We start from the raw sequence: 26,789 nt of genomic DNA, 5'->3' as shown, positions 1-26,789 counted from the left end.
ACTAAAACAGCATTCTAAATAGTGAAGTTGTTCACTTTTCTTTAAAAGAGCAGATACCAGATTGATTATTCAAATAATCTGGTATATTTTTATTGGTTTGTAAATATTCTTCTAAAAAGTTACAGCTATATTTCAACAAGTTTTCCACTTCAGCCGTAACATCTTTTCTATAACTGCTTTGCCACTTCCAGAGTCTTACAGTTCCATCGTTACTGGAAGAAGCAATTATATTGCCATCACGACTAAACTCTAACCGATTAACTTGCAGAGTGTGTCCTTTCAAAGTTGCTATTAAAGAACCTTCTCCATTAATAGCTTTATCTACATCCCACACCTTTACAGTTTGATCAACACCGCCAGAAGCGAGCACTTTACCATTAGGACTAAAATCTAAGCCGTATATTATACTTGCGTGAGCATTCTTGATTATTGCTATCGGTTTTTTCTGTTTATTTTTAGTATTCCAGATAAATATATTACCATCCTCATCGGCAGAAGCCAGTAAGTTTTTTCTCTGCAAACTATATCTAACTATAAGCAAAGCTCTTTTACCATGTGTACCAATGTTTTCTGGGGGAGTATCCTTTTTTTCCCAATCCCAAATTCTAACACTACCATCATCATCAACGTAAGCAATTTTTGAACTGTCATTAGGATCAATGTCTAGACTGTTAACTCGAGGTGGTTTATTTATATTATATCCCTCCTTTTTAAGTAATTCCCCGATATTTAATGTGTTAATGGGTTGATGTGGGTTATCTTGAATATCAGTGTACCAAACTTTGATGATTCCATCACGATCACCAGAAGCAATAATTTTATCATCTCGACTAAAACTAACATCATAAACAGTATTATTGTGACCTGTAAAAGTTTTTATCAGTTTATTTTCTTTCGCGTCTATATTCCAAAGTTTGAACGTTTTATCTTGGCTTGTAGAGGCTAGAAATTTTCCATTATGGCTAAATCTTACACTCCAAACTCCACCAGTATGCCCGGGCAAATCGTATAATAACTTGCCATTTTTATCCCAAATCTTGATTAGCTTGTCGTCACTAGAAGAGGCTATTTTTCCGTCAGGACTAAAACTCACGCCCCAAACGCTACTTTTATGACCTTCTAATCGATTATGCTCTTTGACAGTATAGATAATGGATTCCAGTCGCTTAAGCTGTTCAGGGTCTTTCTCATCTATATTTTTTAGTCGCTGGAGTGCTTGTACACTTGCCATTAATGCTTCAATTTGTCTATTATCTTCAAAGAATGTTTGAGACACTTTAATCCATGTATTGACTTCTCCTATTTTGACTTCTCCCATTTTGACTACTTCTGTATTATCCTTTTCGGATTTAACCCACAATGCTGATAATGCAATTAATACGACTGCTAAAGCTGCAAATGCTTGAGTTCTTTGCCTTTCAGCTTTAACTTTAGCTTTTTGCTGTTTAACTTTTTCCGCCTCCGCATTAGCTCTAGCTTCCGCCGCTTCTCGCAATTGGCGTTCTTGCTGTAGTTGAGCTTGAATTTGTCTGCCGCGTCTCTCCAAACTCTTATGCAAAAATTCTGATTCTAATGGCGTAAGTCTGGGCTGAGTCTTATTCACCCATTCAGAAATTACAGCCAACTTTGCACCTGCCAATAGTGCTTCATCTAATTTATTAAATCTTTGTAGCCATTCCTGGCAATCTTCCTCTAAAGAACGAATCAGACGAATATTCTCCAGATTTTCAGTAATCCAACTATTTAATAATTTCCACTCAGATAAAAGCGCTTCATGAGCAACTTCTACAGTATTTTGATCGGTGATAATTAAACGTTGTTGGGAACCTGCCAGTAATCCTACAACCCTTTGCAATTGTTGTGGAGAATCTGCAACTACTTCTAATCTCTCCCAGCTAGCACGCCGCCGCGTCACTTCTCCAGCTTCACCTAACTGCACTAATTCCATAAACAAGCAACGCGCAAAGGCTTGATCTACAGTTGTTAAACTTTGATACAAAATTGTCGCTCGTTTGTCTAAAGCTCCTTTAACTCCACCAATTTCTTCATAACCTTTACGAGTTAAAAGTGGTTCTGGCGATTCCGGTTCTTCAATGCAAACTCGCCACAATTCCTTAAGCGCATATTGCAGTATGGGTAGTACACCAGGACGGTTGACTACATCGGCGGAAATTTGTGAAACTAAACCACGTTCAAATGTTACCCCATGTAATTTTGCTGGTTTTTCAATTGCTTCTTCTAACTCAGCAAAAGACATCGGTGTGATGATGAATGATGTGGGAGGAATATTATTAATGAGAGTAATAATTTCTCGATAGTCAGCACAACGATTTAAGAAATCACCGCGAATTGTCAAAATTATCCGCGTTTCTACCTCAGCCTTTTTTACTTCCTGTGCTATTAAGCGGATAAAAGTTTTGCGTTCCTCATCGTCTTGACACAGGGTAAATATTTCTTCAAATTGATCGATAAATAATAGATGCGGTTTATTTTGCTGCTGTTGTCGAGCTAAAATGTCAACTAATTTACCTAATGGATGCTCTCCTGGTGTAAAAGATGCGATCGCCCATTCACTGCTTCCAGGGAGACGATCGCCTTTTAGTTGTGGTAACAAACCCGCTTTTACTAAGGAAGATTTCCCACTACCTGAATAGCCAATTACAGCCAAAAATCGACTCTCTGCTAAACGCAAAATTAGGGTACGAACTGCTTCTTCTCGTCCACAGAAATATTGCGCTTGCTCTGATTCAAAAGCATAAAGCCCCCGATAAGGATTTTCCTGATTGAAAGCAATTTTTTCGGATGTGGTAACATCTAATTGGGGATAAGTTACCAAAGTAATGGAACGTCCCCAACCCATGCGAATCGGCTCCTGTACGGAACCTTTAAGCTCGTTGCTGACAAAATCAAACAAGCGATCGCCACTTATTCGCCTACTACTACCTACATTTTCTGCTGTCAATCCCTTAACAACTGCACCTGTGAAAATGCTGTATTCTTCACTTTTAATCACTCCCGCACTTTCAAAGCCGCGACAAGCTGTAATTAAGTAATAATCTTTTTGCGAACTGAAAGCGTTAAGAGTTCTTTCTATTAACTGTCTTTCCAGAAAATAGCCACTATGACAGCAATCGAGTAGCATCACTAAACTACTCAATTGCGAAGCTCGAATTAAGTCGTTAAGGCTATCCAGGGGAATGCCATATTTTTGTTCAACATTTTCGTTTTCCTTAAATTCAATCTGACAATCAGAACTTGCCAAATATCCCTTTTGTTGTCCCAAGTTATCGGAAATAGTAAAACCGTGTCCGCTAAAATAAATCAGCGCTTCATTATTAGTTGCTTGCTCTAGCAGGAATGTTCTCAAATCTTGGCCAAGTTGAGCGCCAGTAACTTTTGACGCTGCCATTTCATAGCCTTTTTTATCTTTATTCCAACGCTGTGGTAGTCTTTGTACAGACTGGAAATCACCATATTGCTCTAAGAGTTGCGCGATCGCTTCAGCATCATTTGTAGTCTTCGACAAACGCGGTAATGATGGGCTGACATACTCAGCGATGCCAATAACAAGCGCGTATCGTGCCATTTAACACACCTTGGGTTGGTAAATGCGGGATAATCTTGACAGACACAATCAATGGCTGTGTTATTAGAAACAATACCATCTGTTATTTTTCTGCAAGCAAGCTGAAATTTATTCAGATACGTTACAAAACTTTAATCGAGGCAGCTTATGTCAGAAGTGCAGCAACTATTTTTCCAAGCAGATGGGGAGATTGAGCAGATTGAGATTAACGTCACAGCTACCGAAATAACTCAGGAAATTGAGGAGGATGATGATGGCATAGAATACAAGGATGTGCGAACAGATGCGATCGCTCAGATGCAACAAGCTCGGCAAATGATTCGCTCTTATACTATCTATGCTCTTAGTGCTTTTAAAGACTTCAATACTGCGGAGATTGAGGAGGTAAGTCTTAAATTTGGCATTAAGCTGGGTGGAAAGGCTGGCATTCCTTACATTACTGAAGGCTCTGCTGAAAGTAATCTGGAAATTCAAGTGAAGTGTAAGTTTCCAGAAAAACCAAAACCTGATTCACAGTAACAACAAAAAATTATCTGTACAAAAGGTAGGCAATACCCATTAAATGCCCAACTTGCCTATATTGATTTTCTTATTAACCAAACGTAATTGGTGCGATCGCTTCAAAAATTTCACCCAAGGTTCCTCTGACAACAGGGAAATGGCATTTGCTGACAGTGTTGCCGTGAAAATGTCTTTGCCACTGCTAACATCACTGACACCTAAACTTTCTAAAAGAGCAGTTGCAACCGAGTCTAAAACTGGTTCAGTATGGATAAAAACTGCCAAATTAGTTTCTTCTAAATCTTGAACGTCATTCAGGGCTGTAGCAAGAGCGGCATCTAGTTTCTGATAATTCATCAGCAACTCCTTGGTAAAGAGGGTAGACAATTTCTGCCTACCCTAACTTATCAAATTTATCGGTTATTATTGCCTACCTTTGTACAGAAATAATATCCACCTTTCTCAGTCTAATTACAGATTTAAAGCATTAATCACTCCATAGCCCCATTTTTCATCAAATGTGCCTGCATCTTTTCCGGGAATTGCACTATTTTTTCGTAGGTAGTCTTTCACAGCACCCGGATCGAGTTTAGGATCTCGCTGCAACAGCAATGCCACTAACCCACTAACGAAGGGTGTCGCCATACTTGTACCAGCCTGCACCACAAACTTGGAATTAATCATCGATGAGCGGTCAAAACTGGCATCGGCGGAAAGGGTGGAAATAATCATTGCTCCGGGCGCTGCGACATCGGGCTTGTGTCCATCATTGCGTAGAGGCCCTTCACTACTGAATTCCGAAATAGTATGCAGTTCTAACCCCATTTCTCGCACTTGGTTATCAATATCTGTGTAGGTGGCTTTAGTAGTATAAGAAGCAACTGTAATTGCAGTGCTAGCGGCTCCCGGCGAACCAATTTTGACCGCATCCTTCACACTTTTACCTGTAAAAAACACTGACGAAGTGTCATCTAATGTCCACACATCTAAACGTGTGTCAGTTGAAGAAGTGTTGCGGACTAGTAGTTGCCAAACACCTCCCATTACTGGCGAGGGGTCAATACCACGTATTTGCACAAAGAAATTATGGTCGCCGTTGGCTTTATCTGGCGCTGGTGTCGCTAATTGCACCCGTGCATCTGGTAACTGGTAATCTTGGGCGGCATTACCGTCAGTAATTATTTTTTGGAAGGGGGTAACAAAACCGTTAGGACTCTGCACAGATACTTCCAATTCGCTGTCTTTGGAATACCAGGCGTTTAACCAAACTATGCCTATTTGATTTAAAGGAACATTAAAGCGCATACCACTAGTGCATCCACTGGGTATGATCGCTTGTCCATGAATGTTATCATTTCCTTCGTTACCCGCAGCACAGCAAACAATTCTTCCGGGGCCAGTTTCGGCATCGATTATCTTTGATAAGGAGTCGCTACCATCATGGGCATCAGCGTGTCCACCCAAGCTGAGATTTACCACTGCTGGGCGTCCCAACTCTCTAGCAACTCGGAAAACATAACGCACACCATCGGCAATGTGGGCATCCTGTAAATCTGACCTGACGATAATTAATTCCGCTTCTGGTGCGACACCGCCATAGTTAGTATCAGCACCAGCGGCAATGCCAGCAACGTGAGTACCATGTCCGGCAGTATCCTGAGAAATTGTCAGTTGCGCTCCCGTTAATTCAGCCCCATAGCCGCCCTCTGTGACTCCTGGCCCTGGCAGTGTTTGATCCCAAATGTGTAAAATTCGTCCAGCAAAGGCGGGGTGTTTCGGATCAATACCACTGTCTATAATGCCGATGATTACTCCTTTACCAGTCAATCCGGTTCGGTTCTTGAACTCTGGTAGTTTGACTGTTGCCAGGGCAGTGTCCATCCTCAAATGAAGTTTGCGTGATGGCTTAATTCGCTGAATCACATCTTCTTCAGATAAGGCATCTAAACTCTCTATCGGTAAGAAAGCCGTCCGCACACTCCCAGAGTTTTGATTGACTTCAATATTATATTGTGATAAGTAACTTAAGTCTGCATCAGGGTCGCAGTAAATAAAAACAACGTTCTTAGTAGGTTTTACTGGGCTTTTGTGGGCAATGATGCCAAGGGATTTTTTGTGTGTAACTAAAGCTTTATCTCCTTCATTTTGATAGTCTTGAAATGCTAACAGTAGTCCGGGAGAAAGTTTTTCGTGTCTCATTTTTACCTCAAGTTAAATTATTCGCTGTCAACGAAGTAGTGATTTTAGCAAGATCAGTCGCTCTAGCATTAACGCAAACTATAGGAATCATATTTGATTTCTGAAAATATCTCAGTAGCCTTGTAGGGTGTGTTATGCCGTAGGCTAACGCACCACCCGAAGATTTTGGTGCGTTACGGAAACCGTAACACACCCTACACATACTTGGATTTTTTCATAAATCAAATACTAGTCCTATATGTATTTTTTTAGCCTTGATTATTTGATGCGACTATAGTTATCTATTTTTTTCAGAGATAACATCAAATAAGCTTAGGATGCAGGAATTTATTCCTAAGACAACTGCTAATTTATAACTCATATTCCTGAATGAAGTCTCCCTCATAGTAATTTTCTCTGGTTCATGAGACATTTTTGAGCAGCCGTATCTAAGAATTACCCAAGTTTGGGTAACAGGTAATTTTTATGAAGCTATTAAACTAATCCATTGTCTGCCTAAATCATTACGGACAAAGTGAATAAAATAAAATTAAGAATAATTAAGTAATAAATAAAAAAGATAAATTTTTTGAATAAGAATTCAGGGGTCAGAATGCAATCAGTGGCGAGTCTGTTTTGTTGAACTATTAAAAACTAAAACAAATTACTGATAGCATTTGTGTATAAAATAGCAATCAAAAGTCTAAATCGCTAATGAATACTGGCAAATTACAGATTCTCTATCATAAGTAAGAGCCAAAAAGAAGCTAATATTTGCAACGATCGCTTCTGAACGTACAAAGAGTTTTTCATGCAAATTCAAACACCAGACTGGGTGAAGCACGCTGTTTTCTACCAAATCTTCCCAGATCGCTTTGCCAGAAGCAAACAGCCGCGCAAACGGTTATTGCAGGAAGCCCGTTGGGAAGATTGGGAAGCTATGCCAACCCTTCAAGGTTATAAAGGCGGCGATTTATGGGGCATCATGGAGCAATTAGACTACATAAAGGATTTGGGGATTAACGCGATTTACTTCACACCCATTTTTCAATCCGCCAGCAATCATCGCTATCATACCCACGATTATTACCAAGTTGACCCGATGTTAGGGGGCAACGAGGCTTTTAAGGAATTGCTTGATGCAGCCCACCAACGCAATATCAAAGTCGTTCTGGATGGGGTGTTTAACCATTCCAGCCGTGGCTTTTTCTTTTTCCACGACGTTTTAGAAAATGGCCCCCATTCGCCTTGGGTAAATTGGTTCAAAATTGAAGGCTGGCCTCTAGCACCTTACAACGGGGAATTGCCTGCAAACTACGGGGGTTGGGTGGGAAATCGCGCCTTGCCAGAATTTAACCACGACAATCCAGAAGTGCGGGAATACATTATGGAGATTGCCGAATATTGGATTAAATTAGGCATTGATGGTTGGCGGTTGGATGTACCATTTGAAATAAAGACTCCTGGCTTTTGGCAGGAATTTCGCGATCGCGTCAAAGCCATCAATCCCGAAGCTTATATTGTGGGCGAAGTGTGGGGAGATTCCCGCCAGTGGCTAGATGGGACACAATTTGACGGCGTGATGAATTATCTATTTGCCGGGCCGACAATTGCCTTTGCAGCAGGCGATCGCGTAGTCTTAGAACAAGTCCAAAGCCGCGACTATCAACCCTATCCACCTTTATTTGCTGCTGAGTACGCCACTAAAATCCAAGAAGTACTGCAACTTTACCCTTGGGAAATTCAGCTAACTCAACTCAATTTACTTGCAAGTCACGATACAGCCCGATTGATGACTATTGCAGGCGGCGATATAGCCAGCGTGGAATTATCAACTCTACTACTACTGACTTTTCCCGGTGCCCCTAGCATCTACTATGGTGATGAAGTTGGTTTACCTGGTGGCATAGATCCCGACTCGCGTCGTGGCTTTCCTTTAGAGAGTAACTGGAATCAAGAAATTTTCAATACTCACCGTCAATTAATTACCCTACGTCAAACTTACCCAGCTTTGCGTACAGGTGATTACCAAGTTCTTCATGCTCAAGGACAACTTTATATCTTTGCGCGAACTTTAGGCACAGAAGAATTGATAATTGCCGTCAACGCTGGCACAAGTTCGGCAACAGCGAATGCAGATGTCCCAACTTTGCGTACTCAACCCAACAAGTTGTTATATGGCACTGCTGAAATTAAGTGGAATGGTGACGGAGAAACTCAGCACCTGTCATTGACTATTCCCGCACGCAGTGGGTGCATTTTGGGGATTGGGAAGTAGGGGCTGGGGATTGGGGACTGGGGACTGGGGAGAAATCAATTCAAAAACTTCTGCCTCCTGCCTCCTACCTCCTCTTTCCCCATGCCCCATGCCCAATGCCCAATACCCAATACCCAATACATTAGACATCTCCAGAAATTAAATATGCGTTACCCAAAACCCTTGTAGAGACGTAGCAATGCTACGTCTCTACATTCTTTTTCGGAGATGTCTATTACCTTCCCGCAACTATTGCAGGTATCAACACCGCGTCAATAATATGGATTACGCCATTGTCTGTCAGAATATCTGTTTTGAGGACATTGGCGTTATTCACCTTAAATTTACCGTCGGCAGATTCAATAGCTAGAATTGAACCTTCAAGCGTCTCTGCTTCATTAATCTCTAGCAAATCATCAGATCGAATATCCCCACTAGCGATATGATACGCCACAATTTTCTGGAGCTTGGGAATATCTTGTAATAACAAATCTAAAGTTCCCTCTGGCAGATTAGCAAAAGCTTCGTCAGTTGGTGCAAAGAGTGTGAAAGAACCAGGGCTTTTCAAAGTTTCTATGAAATTTACAGCTTTAGCAGCCTTTATTAGGGTATTGAAATTACCAGCTGCGATCGCAGTTTCCACAAGGTCAGCCATGAGGGTGCGTTATCTTATACTACAAGTTACTTATAAGTGATTAAAATACTCTTAGCCTCTATCAGTGGAAAGGTTGCTGGCGATTAAACAGACAGCAGCAGACTGATTTACTACTGTTACACTGGAGAATGACCCCAAGAACCACTGATTATGCTAAAGCGTTCTAAGTTCGAGACAACTCAATCTCAGATTATGCACCGTGCTGAGGATCTAATTAGTGCAGCCTCAAATCGTTACCGCATTACGGTTCAGGTGGCAAATCGTGCTAAACGTCGGCGTTACGAAGACTTTGAAAGTAACGAAGATGCAATCATGAAGCCAGTGCTAAGGGCAATTATCGAAATGTCTGATGAATTGACTCAGCCAGAAATTATCGGCGAACTATAAGATTGAGTGCTGAGTGCTGAGTGCTGAATTAGGAATTATGAATTCTGAATAAAGCAAATTCATATCTTCACTCAGCAACGCCCAAAATATCGTTCTATGAAAAAGAAAAAACTTTTACGTAAATCAATCCTCTCAAAACTCGGAATTCAGCACTGGCTAAACCCTAGCTATCTGCTAACACAACTACTACTTGCCTTCATGGTAGTGGGTGTAATTGTTTTAGGTTTAGGGGCGGACAAATCAACACAGACAACTTTACTTGGTATCCAACCAGCATACGCTCAGAGAATCACCCCTAGCGATGTTTGGCAGCAAGTGTATCAACAGTTGCCAGATTTTCCACTAGAAAATAAATATATCAGCAAAGAAAACGGGAAGGTTGCCGAAAACAACACCTTAGCAAATCGTCTCATTAGATATCATATTTATACCAAAGGTCGCGCCCCAATTTATCGCTTGGATTGGAAGCTAACTTTAGCTGATTACCTGGGTGTCAATGAAACTATGTATGATGCTAGCTATCCAGGGAATGATTCACTACGGGAAAATCCGATAGATGGCGATCGCAAAGCCATCACCAATCTTACCCGCAGCCAGCGAGATGCCTTAGTACAAGTCTTAGTTAATATATTTAACCCCACTTCCCAAAATACCGTACCCCCTAACCCCAACACCACAACCAGTCCGGCTACATCCACACCCCCACAGCCACCACAACGGGGAGGGGCCGAACTACTGAAATGACCTAAAACGACTCATGATACAAGCCCCTAAATTTATGGGGATCATTAATTTTGAATTTTGTTAGCGTAGCGTTAGCGAGTCCGCGTTCGCTTTTAGCGTCTCGTAGAGAGCGTCATTTTGAATTTTGAATTCGGAGCAAAGCGACGTGACCTACGTACCTCTACGTTTCAAAAATTAAACTATGGAACGCGTAATTAAAACTGGATTGGGTTGGCGTATTGGCTGGAACCCTGACACACCTGAGTTTAAAGGTTTAGTCGGTACAGATGATTGGGCAATTGAGTTAACCGAAGCCGAGTTGAATGATTTTTGCCGTCTACTAGCACAGCTAGCAGACACCATGAAACAACTTGCAGATGAGTTAATGGAAGAGGAAAAAATTGCTTGTGAAGCCGAAAGCGATTTATTATGGATGGAAGTAGAAGGCTATCCTCATGATTACAGTCTGCGCTTCATCTTGAATACAGGGCGATGTGTAGAAGGTAAATGGAGTGCTTCTGCTGTTCCAGATTTACTGCAAGCGACTGGGATACTTAAGGTTTTTTAAATTTACCTCTTGATTATCCAAGAATTTTGTTATATAATAGTAATTCTGACCGGGGCGTAGCGCAGCTTGGTAGCGCGCCACTTTGGGGTAGTGGAGGTCGTGGGTTCGAATCCCGCCGCTCCGATTGATGATAAGCCATACCTGCTAGTCTTTGCAAAATGATTAGCAGGTTTTTTCATAGCTTTATTACGAAAGCTTAAACCTCATCCATGTTGAAACCTGGAGTTTTGAATTATTCTGTTGTGTCATTGCAACGTTCGCTCTTAGCGTTCCCGCAGGGTAGGAAGCAATCGCAAAATTTTAGTAAAAAACTACAGTTCTCAAGGGGAGCATCCCAAATGTGCAAAAACCTTGATAGCCCTCATCCCCTAACCCCTTCTCCCATCTTTGGGAGAAGGGGAACTAGAATTATGTCTCCCCTCTCCCAAAGATGGGAGAGGGGCTGGGGGTGAGGGAAAAGATTTAAGCAAAATTGGGATGCTCCCGTTCTCAAGTTAGACGAGGTTTATTTAGGTAAAGGTGTTAGCCCAAACAGATAAGCGATCGCAATTATCCTATAATAATTAGCTAATCTAATTATTCGTAGAGCATATTAAAATTCCTCCTGATGAAAATTTGGAATGGGCAAGTAGGCGATCGCATAAGTAAAACCCTTTACCACCATTTACCCGCCTTTCGTTGGCGTAATTTTCGCCTGTTTTTTGGGGGACAGTTACTATCAATGTCTGGGACATTTATGACCCAGCAGTTGACTATTCCTTGGCTAGTATACGATTTGACTAAATCGGCTTGGTTGTTGGGAGTTGCAGGGTTTGTACAATTTTTACCGACATTATTACTGATTCCCTTTTCCGGCGTATTATCCGATCGCTGGAGTCGTCGGGACTTGTTAATGGTGGTGCAAATATTGGGAATCAGCGTTTCCCTGGCTTTAACGATTCTGACCTTTCAGAATTGGATTACATTTCCCATCCTACTGGTACTGAGTGTTCTCAATGGTTTGCTCAAGGGATTAGATATGCCTGTGCGCCATACAATTGTCACCGAAACCGTAGGCGATCGCGCCGATTTGAGTAATGCGTTGGCGTAGCCCGCCGAAGGCATCGCTTTGAATTCAGTGATGTTAAGTTCCTCGCTGGTGTTGGGGCCAGCTATGGGCGGGATTTTGATTGCGACGCTAGGGGTGAAATATTGTTTTCTCTACGATACTCTCAGCTATATCCCTGCCATCTTTACCCTGCTAGCGATGCGGCTGAAAGTCAGACCCACGCTGACTCTGACGAACCTTAGCGATACTTTACAAAAATTGCGTGAGGGCTTTGAATATGTCTCCAGATTCCAGCCCATTAGAGCAATTTTATTAATGCTGGCGTTACAAGGTTTAGTCGGAATGTCTCATATCGCGCTCATGCCCATTTTCGCCGCTAAGATTTTAAATGGGGATGCAACTACAATGGCTCACCTGAGTACCTCAGCGCCGATTGGATCGCTGTTTGCTTGTTTGTATCTGAGTATCAGGCGAGGGATTAAGGGTTTAGAGCGTTTGATTGTAGTTTCTCAAGTCTTTATCGGGATGAGTCTGATCTCTTTTTCACTATCGCGTCAAGTTTGGCTGTCGATCGTCATACTGGTGTTTACAGGTTGCTTTACCATCCTCATGATCACCAGTAGTAATATGATTATCCAAACCCTAGTTGCCGAAGATAAGCGCGGACGGGTGATGAGTTTTTATGCTTTAGCAATGGTGGGTATGATGCCCTTTGGGAACCTGTTAGCTGGAACTTTGGCGCATAATTTTGGTGCGACTAATGCCTTGATTGTCTGTGGCAGTTTGAGTATGTTAGGTGCGCTATGGTTCTCTACACAATCGCCAGCAGTGAGCCGTTGGATCGATCGGTGAAGAAGGCAGTCCTGATGAAACAAGTTTCACAGCCTTGAATGAAAGAATAACTGGGGACTGGGGACTGGGGACTGGGGACTAGGGACTGGGGACTGGGGACTGGTATTTTTACTCATTAGACATCTCCGAAAAATAACGTAGAGACGTAGCACTGCTACGTCTCTACAAGGGTTCTGGGTAACGCATATTTAATTTCTGGAGATGTCTATTACTCATTACTCAGCACTCAGCACTCATTACTCAGCACTCAGCACTCATTACTCAGCACTCATTACTCAACACTCAGCACTCCTAAACACTCTCACTGCCTGAGTTGGTATCCATACAGTAAAAATTGAGCCAATACTAACAGTTGATTCTACTTCAATTCGACCCCGATGGAGTTGTACAAGTTGTTTTGTTAAAGCTAGTCCAACTCCGGTGCCTTCGTAGCGGCGGCGATAGGGTGTATCGAGTTGCTGAAATTTCTCAAACAGTAATGGTAATTGTTCTTCAGGAATACCAATCCCGGTATCTTCCACTTGAAAAATAGCAGTGTCATCTTCCACCCAAAGACGTAAGGTAACGCTGCCATTTTCAGGGGTGAATTTAATCGCATTAGTTAACAGATTCCAGAGAATTTGTTCTACTCTTTCTGCATCGCCGATAAAGCGATCGCGCTTGGGATCGATTTGCAAATCCAAGATGAGATTAATTTGTTCGCTTGTTGCTTTTTTTCGCAGTGACTCTACAGCATTTTGAGCAACATTCACCAAAGAAAATTCAGAAATATTTAAAGCTGTCTTCCCAGCCTCGATTTGCGATAAATCGAGGATGTCATTAATCATTTCTAATAAATGTTCTCCACTATCGTGGATTGTTTGCAGATAACCCCGTTGTCGTTGACTCAATTCACCCAAAGGCCAGCGTAATAACGTCGAAGACATCCCAATCACATAAGTTAAAGGCGTGAGCAGTTCATGACTGATAGTAGCGAGAAACTCACTTCTGAGACGGTTAGCGGCTTCGGCGGCGAGGAGAGCATCACGGAGAGCTATTGTACGCTCAATCACTCGTTGTTCGAGATTTTGTTTTTCTTGGGTGAGGGTTTGCATTAACTCAGCTTGGTGAATAGCGATCGCTAATTGTTCTGCGATCGCAATTAGCAAGTTTTTTTCGCTATCATTCCACTGGTGGGGGCGATCGCACTGATGAGCAATCAGCAATCCCCACAGTTTGTCTTCAAAGATAATCGGTGCAGCGAACTTAGCCTTAACTTGGCATTCCCTTAAAAAATTTAACAAACACTCTTCCAGAGCATAAGTTTTTTCGACATCATCCACGGCTAAGGTAAAGCCTTGGCAATACTTCTCCCAACATTGAGAGCTTTGGATAAAACAATTTTTTTCTGTGTAATTCAATACCGAGCGAATCGCATCTGTAGCACGGGCTTCATAGACAATATAACCTCCATATTGTTGGTAGTCTTCTAAGAGGGTTTTATTATTAACTGATACAAAAGGCGAGTGTTCACCGTTGTTTTCATGTATAGAAAAATAGATTTCGCAAGGTTCCCTAACTGATAGTTCCATACCTGTTGTCAGTGCTGTTTCATTTAAGGGAATAATGTCAGACTGGTATGGTTGAGTATTAACTTGGGAACCTGCAAATTTATAAATTACTAATCTGTCTAATTCCAGAAACTCACGCACCTGTGTAATTGCTGTTGCCATAATGACAGGCAAATCTAGGCTTTTGCGGATCTGTGTTGTTACCTGATTCAACAACCGCTCTTGGGAAATTTGTTTTTTTAAAGCATCTTCCACTGGCTGACAGATGTAAACCGCCGGATCAATCGGGCTTGGAGGTGCTATTATTTCTTGGTTTGGCTGAGTTAGGAGAGATTCTAATAACAACAGCGTAAATTGACTTTGGAGCGTGGCATCATTGGGTCTAATAATTTGCTGATAGCGTTCGAGATTTTGGTGAGTATCAGAATCGCACTCAAATAAATCTCTCAATTCGCAGACAAAAGAAGCGATCGCCTCTAAATTAAACGTCAACTGAGCATTGATTTCTGAATAAATTCCTTGCCCCTCTGTTTCCCTGCTTCCTTGCTCAAAGGTTCCTACCAAAAGAACGCTAAACTGCTCAGAAACCACTAATGTAAACCTTTGTCGTTGCCACTTTCCAGGTATGTAAATCCGCACCAACACAACTTCTGTCAGTATCAGAGCGGTACTTCCCACCGTTTGAGCCATCTGTTCTAACAACACCCCAAGCTGATTAAATACAACAATAGGCAAGGTTCGAGAAAAGCTCAAATCAGGAGAACTAAGCATTTTCAATCATTTTGGTAAGAGAGGGCTGAATCCAGGGAAAAAAGTTTCTTTTGATTATGTACTAACCAACAATTTAAGACGGTAACACAGGATTATGCATCGTATAAGTAGCACATCGGGTGGATGGAATCAGTCAGAAGGTTTAATTTTTTTAGAACAAACTCCAGCGCCTTTCGTGTTGATTACGGCTGCTGATACCGACATTCAAACCTTGGCAGCTGCGGTTCCCAAATTACCTATAAGCTTTCCGGCTTTAAGAGTCGCCAACCTGTTGCAGTTGCAGCAACAATTAAGTATAGATACTTATGGAGAGCAAGTTTTAGAACATGCCCAAGTAATTATTTTGCGCTTGTTAGGAGGACGCTCTTATTGGGGTTATGGCTTAGAAGTAGTGCAAGAAATTGTGCAACGTAATGGTAGAACCCTCATTGTAATGCCAGGGGATGACGCTTTTGATCCCGATTTAATTTCCCAGTCTACCGTGCCTTTGGCTATTGTTAACCAAATATGGCAGTATTTTAGCGAAGGCGGCGTGGAAAATTTCGTTAATGCTCTGCAATTTATCTCCGATAGTTGTTTATCAACTGTATACAATCCTGCGCCACCTCAACCGATTCCGCGTGTGGGATTGTATGAGTGGGGACTGGGGACTGGGGACTGGGGACTGGGGACTAGGGACTGGGGAAGGGGAGAGTTACAAATAGATTCATCTACCTCAGAACTCCGTTCATCCACCTCGGAACTGGATTCATCCACCTCAGAACTCCGTTCATCCACCTCGGAACTGGATTCATCCACCTCAGAACTCCGTTCATCCACCTCGGAACTGGATTCATCCATCTCAGAACTCCGTTCATCCACCTCGGAACTGGATTCATCCATCTCAGAACTCCGTTCATCCACCTCGGAACTAGATTCATCCACCTTAGATTTTCAAATCTCCCAATCCCCAGTCCCCAATCCCCAATCCCCAATCCCCAGTCCCCAATCCCCAATCCCCAAAATCGGCATCCTTTTCTACCGCGCTCATTATTTAGCGGGAAACACTAAAGTAATTGATGCTTTATGCGAAGCTTTGGTACAGAAAAATTTACAACCAGTGCCAGTATTTGTTTCTTCATTGCGTGAACCAGATGTTCAAGTTGAGTTGAGTGAATTTTTCCAACCCAAAGAAGCCGAATCAATCGCTGTGCTGCTAAATACTACCAGTTTTTCTCTAGCACGTTTGGAAAGTGAAACACCCCAAACCGAACTTTGGCAAAAATTAGATGTGCCTGTATTGCAGGTAATTCTCAGTGGCGGATCAATTGAGCAGTGGGAGTCACAGTTTCAAGGGCTGTCTCCCCGCGATATTGGGATGAATGTGGCGCTACCAGAAGTAGATGGGCGGATTATTACTCGTGCTGTGTCTTTTAAAGCATTGCAAACTCGTAATCCCCATTTAGAAACAGATGTGGTAATTTATGAACCAGTGAGCGATCGCATTGAGTTCGTTGCTAAACTAGCAGCAAATTGGGCGCGTCTACGTTCCAAGCCACCCCAAGAACGGCGAATTGCCCTGATTCTAGCAAACTACCCCAACCGCAATGGCCGCCTCGCCAATGGTGTGGGACTCGACACCCCAGCTAGTTGTGTAGAAATCCTGCAAGCTTTACATCAGGCTGGGTATGAAGTAGAAAATCCACCCACTCAAGGAGATGAGTTGATTCAACGGCTAACATCTGGCGTAACCAACGATCCAGAAGGTAGAGAATGGCTTCCAGTACACCAAAGCGTCTCTTGGGACGAATATCAAGAATATTTCGCTTCATTACCGCTAGCAGTTCAGCAAGGTATTAGTGAAAGGTGGGGACTGGGGACTGGGGACTGGGGACTGGTGACTGGGGAAAAGGAAAACGGGATAAACGACAGCAATACCCAATACCCAATACCCAATACCCAATCCCCAATCCCCATCCCCGTTCCCGGAATCCAACTCGGCAACATTTTTGTGGGAATTCAGCCAGCAAGGGGTTATGATAATGACCCCAGTTTGAATTATCATGCACCCGATTTAGAACCAACCCATGCTTATTTAGCTTTCTACTATTGGGTCAGAGAATGTTTTGGTGCTGATGCTGTAGTTCATGTAGGGAAACACGGAAATCTAGAATGGCTACCGGGTAAAAGTGTGGCTTTATCAAGTAATTGTTATCCAGAAGTAGCTTTTGGCGCACTTCCCCACCTGTACCCGTTTATTGTCAACGATCCTGGTGAAGGTTCCCAAGCTAAACGTCGCGCTCAAGCGGTGATTATAGATCATCTCACGCCACCGATGACTCGCGCGGAACTCTACGGTTCTTTAGAACAGTTAGAAAATTTAATTGATGAGTATTATGAAGCCGACAGTTTAGATCCTTCACGTTTGCCAGTGATTCGCGATCGCATCCACAAACTGGTGATCAAAGAAAATCTCCATCTAGATTTAGGAATCCAAAATGAAACAGAAATTTTTAATTCTGAATCTCTGGTTTTGAATTCCATCGGTGGCTATCTGTGTGAATTGAAAGAAGCCCAAATCCGCGATGGCTTGCATATTTTTGGGCAATGTCCCCAAGGAAGGCAACTGCGAGATTTAATAGTAGCGATCGCTCGCATCCCCAATCGCCATTCTCCAGGTATTACCCGTGCGATCGCTCAAGATTGGGGATTAGATTTCGATCCCCTCACAGCCGATTTGTCAATGACTAGTGGTGAATACTCAATAGTCAATGGCACACAATGCCGTACCCTCGGTGATATCGTCGAAGTTCTAGAAGAACACGCCGCCCTTCTAGTAGAAGAACTAATAAATCAGGACTCAGAATTCAGAATTCAGAATTCTTGTAGAGACGCGATTCATCGCGTCTGTGCTGAGGGTGGAGACGCGATTCATCGCCTCTCCACCTGGATACGCGATCGCCTCCTCCCAGCCTTACAAAAAACCCCCGAAGAAATCACCCATTTATTACACGGACTCGATGGCGGTTACGTCCCCAGCGCTCCATCTGGCGCACCCACACGCGGCCGCCCAGAAGTTCTACCAACAGGGAAAAACTTTTATTCTGTCGATATTCGCGCCATTCCCACAGAGACAGCTTGGGATATCGGCAGAAAAGCCGCCGAAACCCTCGTTGAATATTACACTCAAGAACATGGCGAGTATCCCAAAACACTAGGCTTATCAATGTGGGGAACAGCCACCATGAGAACAGGCGGTGATGATATAGCCGAAGCCTTGGCTTTACTCGGAGTTCAACCTGTATGGGATGGTGCAGCACGGCGAGTAGTAGATTTTGAAATTTTGCCCCTAGCGATTTTGGGGCGTCCCCGTGTAGATGTCACCTTGCGAATTTCGGGATTCTTCCGCGATGCTTTTCCCAACTTAATTGACTTATTCGATCAAGCAGTATCAGCAGTAGCAGACTTAGATGAACCGCCAGAACAAAATCCCCTAGCGGATGCAGTTCGCCAAGAAACTGATTTGTGGACAAGCCAAGGTTTAACTATACAAGAAGCCGTGGTGCGATCGCGCTATCGCATCTTTGGTTCTCGCCCAGGTGCTTACGGCGCCGGACTCCAAGGTTTAATCGAATCGCAAAACTGGACAGATGACCAAGATTTAGCCCGCGCCTACATCAACTGGAGTTCTTACGCCTATTCTTCGGGAACAGGAGCAGGGGAGGATAAAATTTCCAATCCCCAGTCCCCAGTCCCCAGTCCCCAGTCCCCAGTCCCCAGTCCCCAATCCCCAGTCCCCAGTCCCCAGTCCCCAATCCCCAATACCGAAGCCTTCAAGCAACGCTTGGCACAAATGCAAGTTGTCCTGCACAATCAAGATAATCGTGAACACGATCTACTCGATTCTGATGATTATTACCAATTTCAGGGTGGCTTAACAGCAGCAGTGCGTTCTCTACAGGGAAAAAATCCCCAAACTTATTTTGGAGATAATTCCATACCCGCCCAACCACGCGTTCGCCAACTGAAAGAAGAAATTGCACGGGTGTATCGTTCTCGCGTAGTTAATCCTAAGTGGATTACAGGAGTTATGCGTCACGGATACAAGGGAGCCTTTGAAATGGCGGCGACAGTAGATTATCTCTTCGCCTACGATGCAACCGCAAAATGTGTCGAAGATTACATGTATCAAGGCGTAGCAGATGCTTATTTACTCGATCCAGTTGTTGTAGAATTTATTCAGCAAAAGAACCCTTACGCACTGCGTGATATTGCTGAAAAATTATTAGAAGCACATCAGCGCAATTTGTGGGAGGATGTAAATATAGGAACATTAGAAGCTTTGAGGAACCTAGTACATCAAGCTGAAGCAGTTATCGAAGAAAAATCAATGGTGTAGGAAACAAATATGGAGAATCTTGCGTATTTGCACCTAGCTTTCGCCTACGAAGACAGCACACCCAGTGAATTGGTATCCCTCAGTTCTTTGTTTAACAAAGCAGCTGCGCCAGACTGGAAAAGGCTTTCTGGTAGGGCTTGGAAGTATATGTTGCCCCTTGCTCTGTCTTTATCTATTCTTGGTGCTGTTAGCAGCGTCATGGCACTAGAAAAAGGCGATCAAGGCCCTTCTGTCAGAAATCTACAACAAAAGTTAAAAACAGCAGGTTTTTACCAAGCTTCTGTTAGCCAAGTATATGACGTATCCACACAAGAAGCTGTGCGGCGCTTCCAAAAGGCCGCTGGCTTACCAGTGGATGGCATTGTTGGAGCCAGCACCCTGCAAAAATTAGAAAGTTGGCAAGCCAAAAAGTCCACAGTTGTAGCAACTACACAAACTAAAAAAACTACTGCTGTAAGTGAACAGGCTAAAAAGTCTAGCACTACTAGTTCAGCTAGTTCAGCCGACAGCAAACGCCGCAATCCCAACTACCTTGCGAAGGGGGATGAAGGTGAAGATGTCAGAGTTTTGCAAGAACGGTTAAGAGTTGCAGGCTTTTATTACGGAAACGCTACAGGAATATTTGGCCCAATTACTGAAGAATCTGTCAAGCGGTTCCAAGATTCTTACAAATTAAGCGTTGATGGAATCGTAGGCCCAGCAACATTACGTAAACTGCCAGGAATTGGCATTGGTGATGGAGAAGAGGCTCCTAAAAAGGTAGTCAATCGAGATAAACTTCGTGTAGGCGATCGCGGTGAGCCTGTTAGAGTCCTTCAAGAACAATTGATCCAAGCAGGATATTTAGAGGGAGAGCCAAATGGCTACTATGGCCCCTTTACTGCTGATGCTGTAAAGAGATTTCAGGCAGCTAATTTCTTAACAGCAAGTGGTGTTGCTGGCCCAACTACGCGAGCTAAGTTATATGGCTCAGTTAATACTACTAGCAAAAGTGAATTTAATACCCTAGAAATCCAAACGCGACTGCGGGAGCGGGGTTTTTATAAAGGCAAGCTGAATGGTGTAATGGCGGATGACACCAAAAAAGCGATTAAACAAGCCCAGGAATTCTACGGCATTAGCTTAAAGGATCTTAAGAGCGGACGCTTTTAACATCCGCTTTAGTGTCGTTAGTGTCAGTCCCCAAGTGGTTGTTTGCCTCCAGTAACAGCAAATTACAAACTGCTCAAAGTTCCAATTCTTTGGTAAATTTGAGTAGTTTCGTCTTATTTATCCACCCAAGTGCTAAAGTGGCATCAGCGCTCGTTGGCACTTGGGACACACTGCATGAATAGTCATTTGACAGTCTAAGAGGTGAAAACCTTCTTTTTGAGCAGTTTTTGACCCAATTTTTAAAATTGAATCATTTTTAAACTCAATAGTTGAGTTGCATCTAACACAAATTAAGTGATGGTGATGATGAGGATAGGGCTGGTTGATCTCATAATGCTTATGTCCCTCACCCAATTCTAGTTCCCGTAAAATTCCCATCCTGGCCATCAACTTCAAACTCCGATAAATAGTTGATAGGCTGATCCCTTTGCCATCAGTTTCTAGCCGATGATAAAGATCCTCCGCACTCAGATGTTCACCTTGCGGAAGTTCTTGAAAAATGTGTAAAATCGTTTCGCGCTGGGGAGTTAATCGCCAGCCTCGTTCATTCAGTTCGGCCTTGAGTGAAGTAGTTGTGTAGACAGTCATACTAATAGTTCTCAACAAAGCTTGTTAGTTGAGAATATAACAAATCTTAGGAGCAATTTGCAACAATCATTGCCTATTGATAATTCTTACTAAATATTTAAGAACAATTCATCAAATCTTGAGCAAAATTCAAGTAATAAGCTGTAGTGCATTTAATTTGCATACAGCTAATAATTAGGATACTTGTAACGATTGCATCCCTTGACTTTGAATTTTGTATAAGTTAATTTTGAATTGTCTAGTTGCTCCCCACCTTTAAGATATCTGAGCAAAGGTCTGGGGCAACTCTTGTACAATTTAATGCTAATTATTTGCTGTAAGCCTATAAATAGCTTTTAAGCTGGGAATTAAATCAGCCTTTTGTCCCTAGTCATTTGTCAAGTGTAATTTTCTAATGACAAATGACTAATGACAAATGACTAACTTAGAGATTCCAAATAATCGCGGATGAGGTTGCGGCGCTTGGGTTGACGTAGCTTTTGCAAAGCCTTGGATTCAATTTGGCGGACTCGTTCGCGCGATAAGTCAAGGGCGCGACCAATTTCTGCTAAAGAATAAGGATGACCATCTGCCAAACCAAACCGCATCAAAATTACATCGCGCTCCCGGCTAGTCAAATCTGACAGAAGATGATGCAAATCTCTTTGTAAAGATTCTCGCATTAACATTTCTTCTGGAGTTACACTGTCAGTCTCGAGTAATTCGCCTAACTCAGTGTCTTTATCCTTACCTACTTTGGTTTCCAAAGAAACGGAGCGAGGAACCCGTAACAAAACTTCTCGGACTTGGGTCGGTGTCATCTCTAACTCAGTTGCTAAATCTTCTAGAGTTGGAGTGCGACCTTTTTCTTGAGCAATTTTGCGTTGAGCCTTTTTGATTTTGTTTAACTTTTCGGTGATGTGAACCGGTAGGCGAATCGTGCGACTAGAAGTAGCGATCGCCCGTGTAATACCCTGACGAATCCACCAGTAAGCATAAGTACTGAAGCGATAACCCTTTGTTGGGTCAAATTTTTCTACAGCCCGCTCCAAACCTAATGTACCTTCTTGGACTAAATCCAACAATTCCAAACCACGATTTTGATACTTCTTGGCAACAGACACAACTAAGCGAAGATTCGCCTTAATCATGTGTTCTTTTGCTTGGAGTCCTTGGTACTGAACTTGCTCCAACTCTTCTACTGTCAACTTAGCGATTTCAGCCCAGCGACGTTTGCCATTTGCCAAAGTCGGCCTAAGATCGGATAAAACTATATCAGCAGTAGCAGCCCATCTTTCCAAAGACGGCCGATGTCCTAGTTCGCAAGTAAGACGTTCTTGAACTTCAATTAACCGAAGATAGGGCATAATCACTTCATCCCCTTCCTTCGCGGCCTTAGCAAGTACTATCCGCATCCGCAAATAACGTTGGACTTTTTGAGCTTCTGAAACCTCTTCATCGCGCCCCAACAAGCGAACCCGACCAATTTCTTGAAGATATAGACGTACTAGGTCTGTACTCCGACGGTTAGTGCTAGCAGCAAAGTTAGCATTGTCAGCAGAAGCCAGTTCTAGCTCCTGTAGGTCATCTACCGATAACTCACTGTCATCAACCGTGAGATCCGAGTCCAAAGCCTGGCGGGACTTTTTGGTGTTGTAGGGGGCGTCTGCATAAAAAGATGTTGCTGGCATAAAGATCGTCTCAATGGCTCCAGGTAACAATAGATTTCGGTCAGCTTAGATTACGGTCAGCTATTCAACTGTTGCTATTGTTCCCGCGATTAACGATGAACTAACATGGTTGAACGTTCCATTACAATTTTTTTAGAAATTAACTGTAATGGTTTTATTGGATACAGTATTACTGAACTTAATCGGCTGCTAAATTTTTGATTCAACCAATAGCTATTTCAATCCACAGCTAGGCTTTCAATATTTCAACTACTTAGTTAATATTTCAACTTCGATGGTTTTTGATCGTAACTTTTGTAACACAGTATAAACATCCTTCAGTGAATGTCATCTTTATAATTGGCATAGTCACATTTACATGCCCACAAAAGTAATATCCTGACGATTTACTAATTTTTTCTCAGGATTATTCAGGTATAAGTAGAACTAATAGATATTTAGGAAGTGATTAGTATTAACGGCAAAAATTCTCTCGACACGGAGATAGAAGACGTGGGGAAGTTATTAAATACTCTCTCAGTGCCGTAGTAACCTGTCAGTTTCAACAAGAATCGGCGGAAATCTCATCTCAACTGTATTTAATACTGTGTAGATTAAGAAGATTTGTAGCGACTTTTACCCAGAAGCTAATTTAGAGCGATGTACGGCGGCGTTGTTATTGGATGAATGGCACTAAGAAGATTCCCGGCGGACAAGCGGTTTCACGTTAAGTTGACACCAATGAACATGTTGTGCCCCTACGGGTGTACCTTACGCTTGTCGGGAAATGCTATATAGACATCGCTACCTCCATAGGTAGCTTTGTATAGATAGGTTCTAAATCCCCGTAACATAATTACGAATTACGACTTGTTAAAGAGTGCTGTTTATAACGCACTATACATAGTAGAACAATTAGCAATATAAGCGCTTTCATCATTGATGGCTCCACTACCTTCCTCACTTCCGTAGGGGGTTTAGGAGTAACATTACACGGAATCTCCATGATTTGTGTGTGATCGGAACCATTACCACTAGGAGTCAGATCGCATTCACCTTTGTTGGTGAGAGACAAAGGTGTATTTGTTGGAGAAGGTGTATTTACTGGAGAAGGTGTATTTCCTAAAGAAACTGATGATTTAGCTGAAGAACTATCACCACTCAGTAGTAGAAGCAGAATTAGACCAAGACCTGCAACTCCGATTATTGGCCCGAGTGGAAATGAATCAGAATTGTTGGGTGTCAAAACATCTCCCTCAGAACCAGGGAAAGCATCGAAAGCAATTGTTTCTCCATCCAAGGGTGCTGGATTGTCACTTAGTAAAGTATCTCCGGGGATATCTTCTCCTAAGAACTGATTAAATTCTTGTGGAATCCCGTTATTGGGGCGTCCGAGTTCCCCGCCGTCTTCGGAGTATGGAAAGGATAGTACTTCAAAAATCTTCTGTTGGAGTTGGTTCTGATCTCCAGAACTCAATGCATCCAAGCCTGTAGAGATTTTATTTACATAAAAATTTGTCATCTCTGGCGATAGACCTAGAGATTGAATCTGCTCATTAATGTTAGGAATTTTCGAGGCCTCTTCAAACAGCAGTCGTCCGTATGACAATTTTAGGTCTAGTAACCCACTACGGAGACTGACCGAGTTATCTACTCCTGAGTACGGTGCCCAGTAGAACTGCTTAGTTACAAGTCCGAGTCCTTCTACTGGATTGCGACCAAAAGGTTGTCCAAGAAGGTATTGAGATCCATCCATGATTGTGGGAGATGCGTTTCTCCAAAATGAAGCGTAAGGCACCGCAGAGAGATTAGGATTATTGCCGTAGAAGCTAGCGAAATTCTGAAAGTTTTTCTCACCACCAGCTGCTCGCATCAGGAGGTTTTGATAACTAGTTCCGTTATTTAACTCTACTAATTGTTGGATTACCGATCCTGTTTTATTGCAGGTCAGACCAAATCCCACATCACATGCAGGAATGACTCGCATCTGGTTCAAATTCTGGTTATTGAGTTGGTACTGGAGATACTCAGACTCCAGTCCTTGTTGGATACCATAGCGGCCAACATTTAACTGTGCAAAAGCAGATTGACATGTAGTGAGTATTACTGCAACAGATGAAAATGCGATCGCTGCAAATCGACTCGCTTTCGATATCGCAATTCTTTGAACAATTGATTTAGGCAAGATGCACCTCCACTAAACGACAACGATTTAATTGGGGATTGGGAATTAGGGATTGGGGATTGGGGATTGAGAATTAGCTGGTTTGAGAAATGAATGAGTCTTTGATGTGAATACTTCAAGTTCTATCTCCCCTAGTCCCTAGTCCCTAGTCCCCAGTCCCTAGTCCCCAATCCCCAGTCCCCAGTCCCTAGTCCCCAATCCCCAGTCCCCAGTCCCCAATTCAACTCTTAGGTAAATAAATGTTGATCGTGATTCCTGTACCTTTGAGATTTCCTGATGAGAGTGTGTGATACAAGACCAATGCCCGGTTTGGTTGGTCGAAAAGAAACCCCCGACGTGTGGGTTTGATCTTCCCTTGCTTTACTAAGGAAACAAAGGCTTCTAAATATCTACGAATACCTTGACGGTTCTCTTGAGTAGTATTCATATGATGCTCAATTAGCATCATAAAGAAGTCCAAACTACGATTTTCCTGCCCCTGAATCAGACTGCCTTCATCTAAAAAAGAGCTTGCTATAAGCCTGTTATCAACTTGTTTAACCTTAAATAGAGTAAAGTAACGCCCTTCTTTTTTAGGATCGTTCGCATAGCAGACCCAAGAACCCTCTTTATTTTGTGTAAAACCCTGTTCAGCAAGGTAAGAAAGTAAAGAGTTATTTGTCTTAATTTGTGGTGGAGGCAATAAGTCCTCAATGGGATCTAAAGAGCAAATCCTCTGTGTTGTTTTTTGTTGAGAAACAGCATGATTCTCCCGGAGACGGACGCGTAGAGGTCTGTCATCAGCCATTGCCATGCTAGACATCGCAGCCAGCAGAGATACTTGGAGAGCGATCGCTCCAAACAAACTAACAATGATATTCATGTTTTTCCTGTTACTCTTAGTTACTTTGTTAATAATCGATTTTTTCCTAAATCAAGATTGATCTAGCAGTCCTAAATCATTTGTTGAATTTAAGTATTTGCCTCATTTGGTAGAGGTAGCTTAAGTTTTCACCAATCAAATAGAACTTATATATATAGGTAACTAAATACGAAAATAATCAGTATCTAAATAAAACACACAATACTCATGTATTGTTGACAACAAAAGTCGGGCTTTTTGATATTTTTACATATACAAAAAACAGTTGACATTGTGTCAAAATTTTTCTATTTACTCTTGTCTAATTTTTTGCCATTCTAAAAGGGTTTTATGCCTTTTTAGCTGGCTGACATGATTCCTAAAAAGGCTTTATTTAGCTCTTTAGTACCTTATATAAGCAAATTTTTAAAAGCTCCGTGCCTTGCAGGTTGGCGCTTTCGTTGATTTCCTGGATAGGTCGAATAATTTTTTCTTCTTTGGAAGCAGCACACTTAAGTAGCTGTTTCAGCATGGTTGCAATTTGATGTATAAAATAATATCTCCCTGACAGTAAAATAATATTACCATGAGCTTGGGACATGCAACAGTATTGTGGACAGTTATCAAAGTTGTACACTGGGAATTGTCACCACCTCTTCATTAAATTTCATGGCAAATAGACCAGATGTACAGGGTAAACACATCTAAATTACTCTCGATCGCAACCAACCCTAAGAAGCAACAAAAAATCAGTATTTCTAGTTTTATTTACTTTTCAAGTCTCAAAGCGATTACTAAGCTGGGCTACGCCAACGCTAAAATCTTTGTCGATAAGCAAGGATTAATGAGATTATTATTGGATTTATTGACAATATTACAATCTTATTGACATGGTGCGATCGCCCCGAATAGTAGACAAA

General features: G+C 42.3%; 16 protein-coding genes, 1 tRNA gene and 1 pseudogene. 9 read left to right on the top strand and 9 right to left on the bottom strand.

The features are described 5' to 3' along the window. Positions 1-31: 31 nt before the first annotated feature. Positions 32-3,586, bottom strand: a complete 3,555-nt coding sequence (locus tag V7K76_RS21875; RefSeq protein ID WP_335030004.1) for an nSTAND1 domain-containing NTPase — start codon at positions 3,584-3,586, stop codon at positions 32-34. 147 nt (positions 3,587-3,733) lie between these two features. On the opposite strand from V7K76_RS21875, the gene V7K76_RS21870 reads away from it, so the two are divergent. Beyond that, the gene (locus tag V7K76_RS21870) at positions 3,734-4,105 is read left to right on the top strand and encodes a CU044_2847 family protein (RefSeq protein ID WP_334779727.1); all 372 of its coding nucleotides are present in this window, start codon (positions 3,734-3,736) and stop codon (positions 4,103-4,105) included. A gap of 39 nt (positions 4,106-4,144) precedes the next feature. Here the strand turns inward: V7K76_RS21870 and V7K76_RS21865 are convergent, their stop codons facing one another. Further along, entirely contained in the window at positions 4,145-4,444 is a 300-nt protein-coding gene (locus tag V7K76_RS21865) for a hypothetical protein (RefSeq protein ID WP_334779728.1), read from the bottom strand. Positions 4,445-4,558: 114 nt separating this feature from the next. Next, positions 4,559-6,286, bottom strand: a complete 1,728-nt coding sequence (locus V7K76_RS21860) for a S8 family serine peptidase (RefSeq protein WP_334779729.1) — start codon at positions 6,284-6,286, stop codon at positions 4,559-4,561. A gap of 790 nt (positions 6,287-7,076) precedes the next feature. Between V7K76_RS21860 and V7K76_RS21855 the strand changes: the two genes are divergently transcribed. Beyond that, positions 7,077-8,543: a glycoside hydrolase family 13 protein gene (locus V7K76_RS21855; RefSeq protein ID WP_334779731.1), complete on the top strand. Its 1,467-nt coding sequence runs from the start codon at positions 7,077-7,079 to the stop codon at positions 8,541-8,543. Between the two features lie 214 nt (positions 8,544-8,757). Here the strand turns inward: V7K76_RS21855 and V7K76_RS21850 are convergent, their stop codons facing one another. Beyond that, positions 8,758-9,177 carry a fasciclin domain-containing protein gene (locus V7K76_RS21850; protein WP_334779732.1) on the bottom strand — a complete coding sequence of 140 codons (420 nt, stop codon included), beginning with the start codon at positions 9,175-9,177 and terminating at the stop codon, positions 8,758-8,760. Between the two features lie 150 nt (positions 9,178-9,327). On the opposite strand from V7K76_RS21850, the gene V7K76_RS21845 reads away from it, so the two are divergent. The 5 genes and pseudogenes from V7K76_RS21845 to V7K76_RS21825 all read left to right on the top strand — a co-directional run bounded on the left by V7K76_RS21845 (position 9,328) and on the right by V7K76_RS21825 (position 12,755). Further along, the gene (locus V7K76_RS21845; RefSeq protein ID WP_179064685.1) at positions 9,328-9,564 is read left to right on the top strand and encodes a DNA-directed RNA polymerase subunit omega; all 237 of its coding nucleotides are present in this window, start codon (positions 9,328-9,330) and stop codon (positions 9,562-9,564) included. Positions 9,565-9,762: 198 nt separating this feature from the next. After that, entirely contained in the window at positions 9,763-10,308 is a 546-nt protein-coding gene (locus V7K76_RS21840; RefSeq protein WP_334779964.1) for a hypothetical protein, read from the top strand. 181 nt (positions 10,309-10,489) lie between these two features. After that, a complete protein-coding gene (locus V7K76_RS21835) occupies positions 10,490-10,855 on the top strand; it encodes a DUF1818 family protein (protein WP_334779733.1) in 366 nt (121 codons plus the stop codon). Positions 10,856-10,905: 50 nt separating this feature from the next. Further along, positions 10,906-10,979 (top strand) — tRNA-Pro (locus V7K76_RS21830). A 483-nt stretch (positions 10,980-11,462) separates the two neighbouring features. Further along, positions 11,463-12,755, top strand: a pseudogene (locus tag V7K76_RS21825) (MFS transporter). A 275-nt stretch (positions 12,756-13,030) separates the two neighbouring features. On the opposite strand, the gene V7K76_RS21820 reads toward V7K76_RS21825, so the two are convergent. Further along, positions 13,031-15,076 carry a GAF domain-containing sensor histidine kinase gene (locus V7K76_RS21820; protein ID WP_334779734.1) on the bottom strand — a complete coding sequence of 682 codons (2,046 nt, stop codon included), beginning with the start codon at positions 15,074-15,076 and terminating at the stop codon, positions 13,031-13,033. Positions 15,077-15,170: 94 nt separating this feature from the next. On the opposite strand from V7K76_RS21820, the gene cobN reads away from it, so the two are divergent. Together cobN and V7K76_RS21810 are read left to right on the top strand one after the other, a co-directional pair. Then, positions 15,171-19,454, top strand: a complete 4,284-nt coding sequence (cobN, locus tag V7K76_RS21815; RefSeq protein ID WP_334779735.1) for a cobaltochelatase subunit CobN — start codon at positions 15,171-15,173, stop codon at positions 19,452-19,454. Positions 19,455-19,463: 9 nt separating this feature from the next. Then, positions 19,464-20,606, top strand: coding sequence for a peptidoglycan-binding domain-containing protein (locus V7K76_RS21810; RefSeq protein ID WP_334779736.1), 1,143 nt, complete (start codon positions 19,464-19,466; stop codon positions 20,604-20,606). A 132-nt stretch (positions 20,607-20,738) separates the two neighbouring features. Here the strand turns inward: V7K76_RS21810 and V7K76_RS21805 are convergent, their stop codons facing one another. The 4 genes from V7K76_RS21805 to V7K76_RS21790 form a co-directional block, all read right to left on the bottom strand. Next, a complete protein-coding gene (locus tag V7K76_RS21805) occupies positions 20,739-21,194 on the bottom strand; it encodes a Fur family transcriptional regulator (protein ID WP_334710252.1) in 456 nt (151 codons plus the stop codon). Positions 21,195-21,613: 419 nt separating this feature from the next. Beyond that, entirely contained in the window at positions 21,614-22,864 is a 1,251-nt protein-coding gene (gene sigC / locus V7K76_RS21800; protein WP_334779737.1) for an RNA polymerase sigma factor SigC, read from the bottom strand. Positions 22,865-23,699: 835 nt separating this feature from the next. Continuing rightward, positions 23,700-25,028: a hypothetical protein gene (locus V7K76_RS21795; protein WP_334779738.1), complete on the bottom strand. Its 1,329-nt coding sequence runs from the start codon at positions 25,026-25,028 to the stop codon at positions 23,700-23,702. Between the two features lie 220 nt (positions 25,029-25,248). Continuing rightward, positions 25,249-25,890, bottom strand: a complete 642-nt coding sequence (locus V7K76_RS21790) for a hypothetical protein (protein WP_334779739.1) — start codon at positions 25,888-25,890, stop codon at positions 25,249-25,251. Positions 25,891-26,789 lie beyond the last annotated feature (899 nt).

This window comes from Nostoc sp. (assembly GCF_036917975.1).
Classification (GTDB): domain Bacteria; phylum Cyanobacteriota; class Cyanobacteriia; order Cyanobacteriales; family Nostocaceae; genus Nostoc.
The sequence above is the reverse complement of the archived record's forward strand: the minus strand, read 5'-3'. Positions and strand labels throughout refer to the sequence as shown.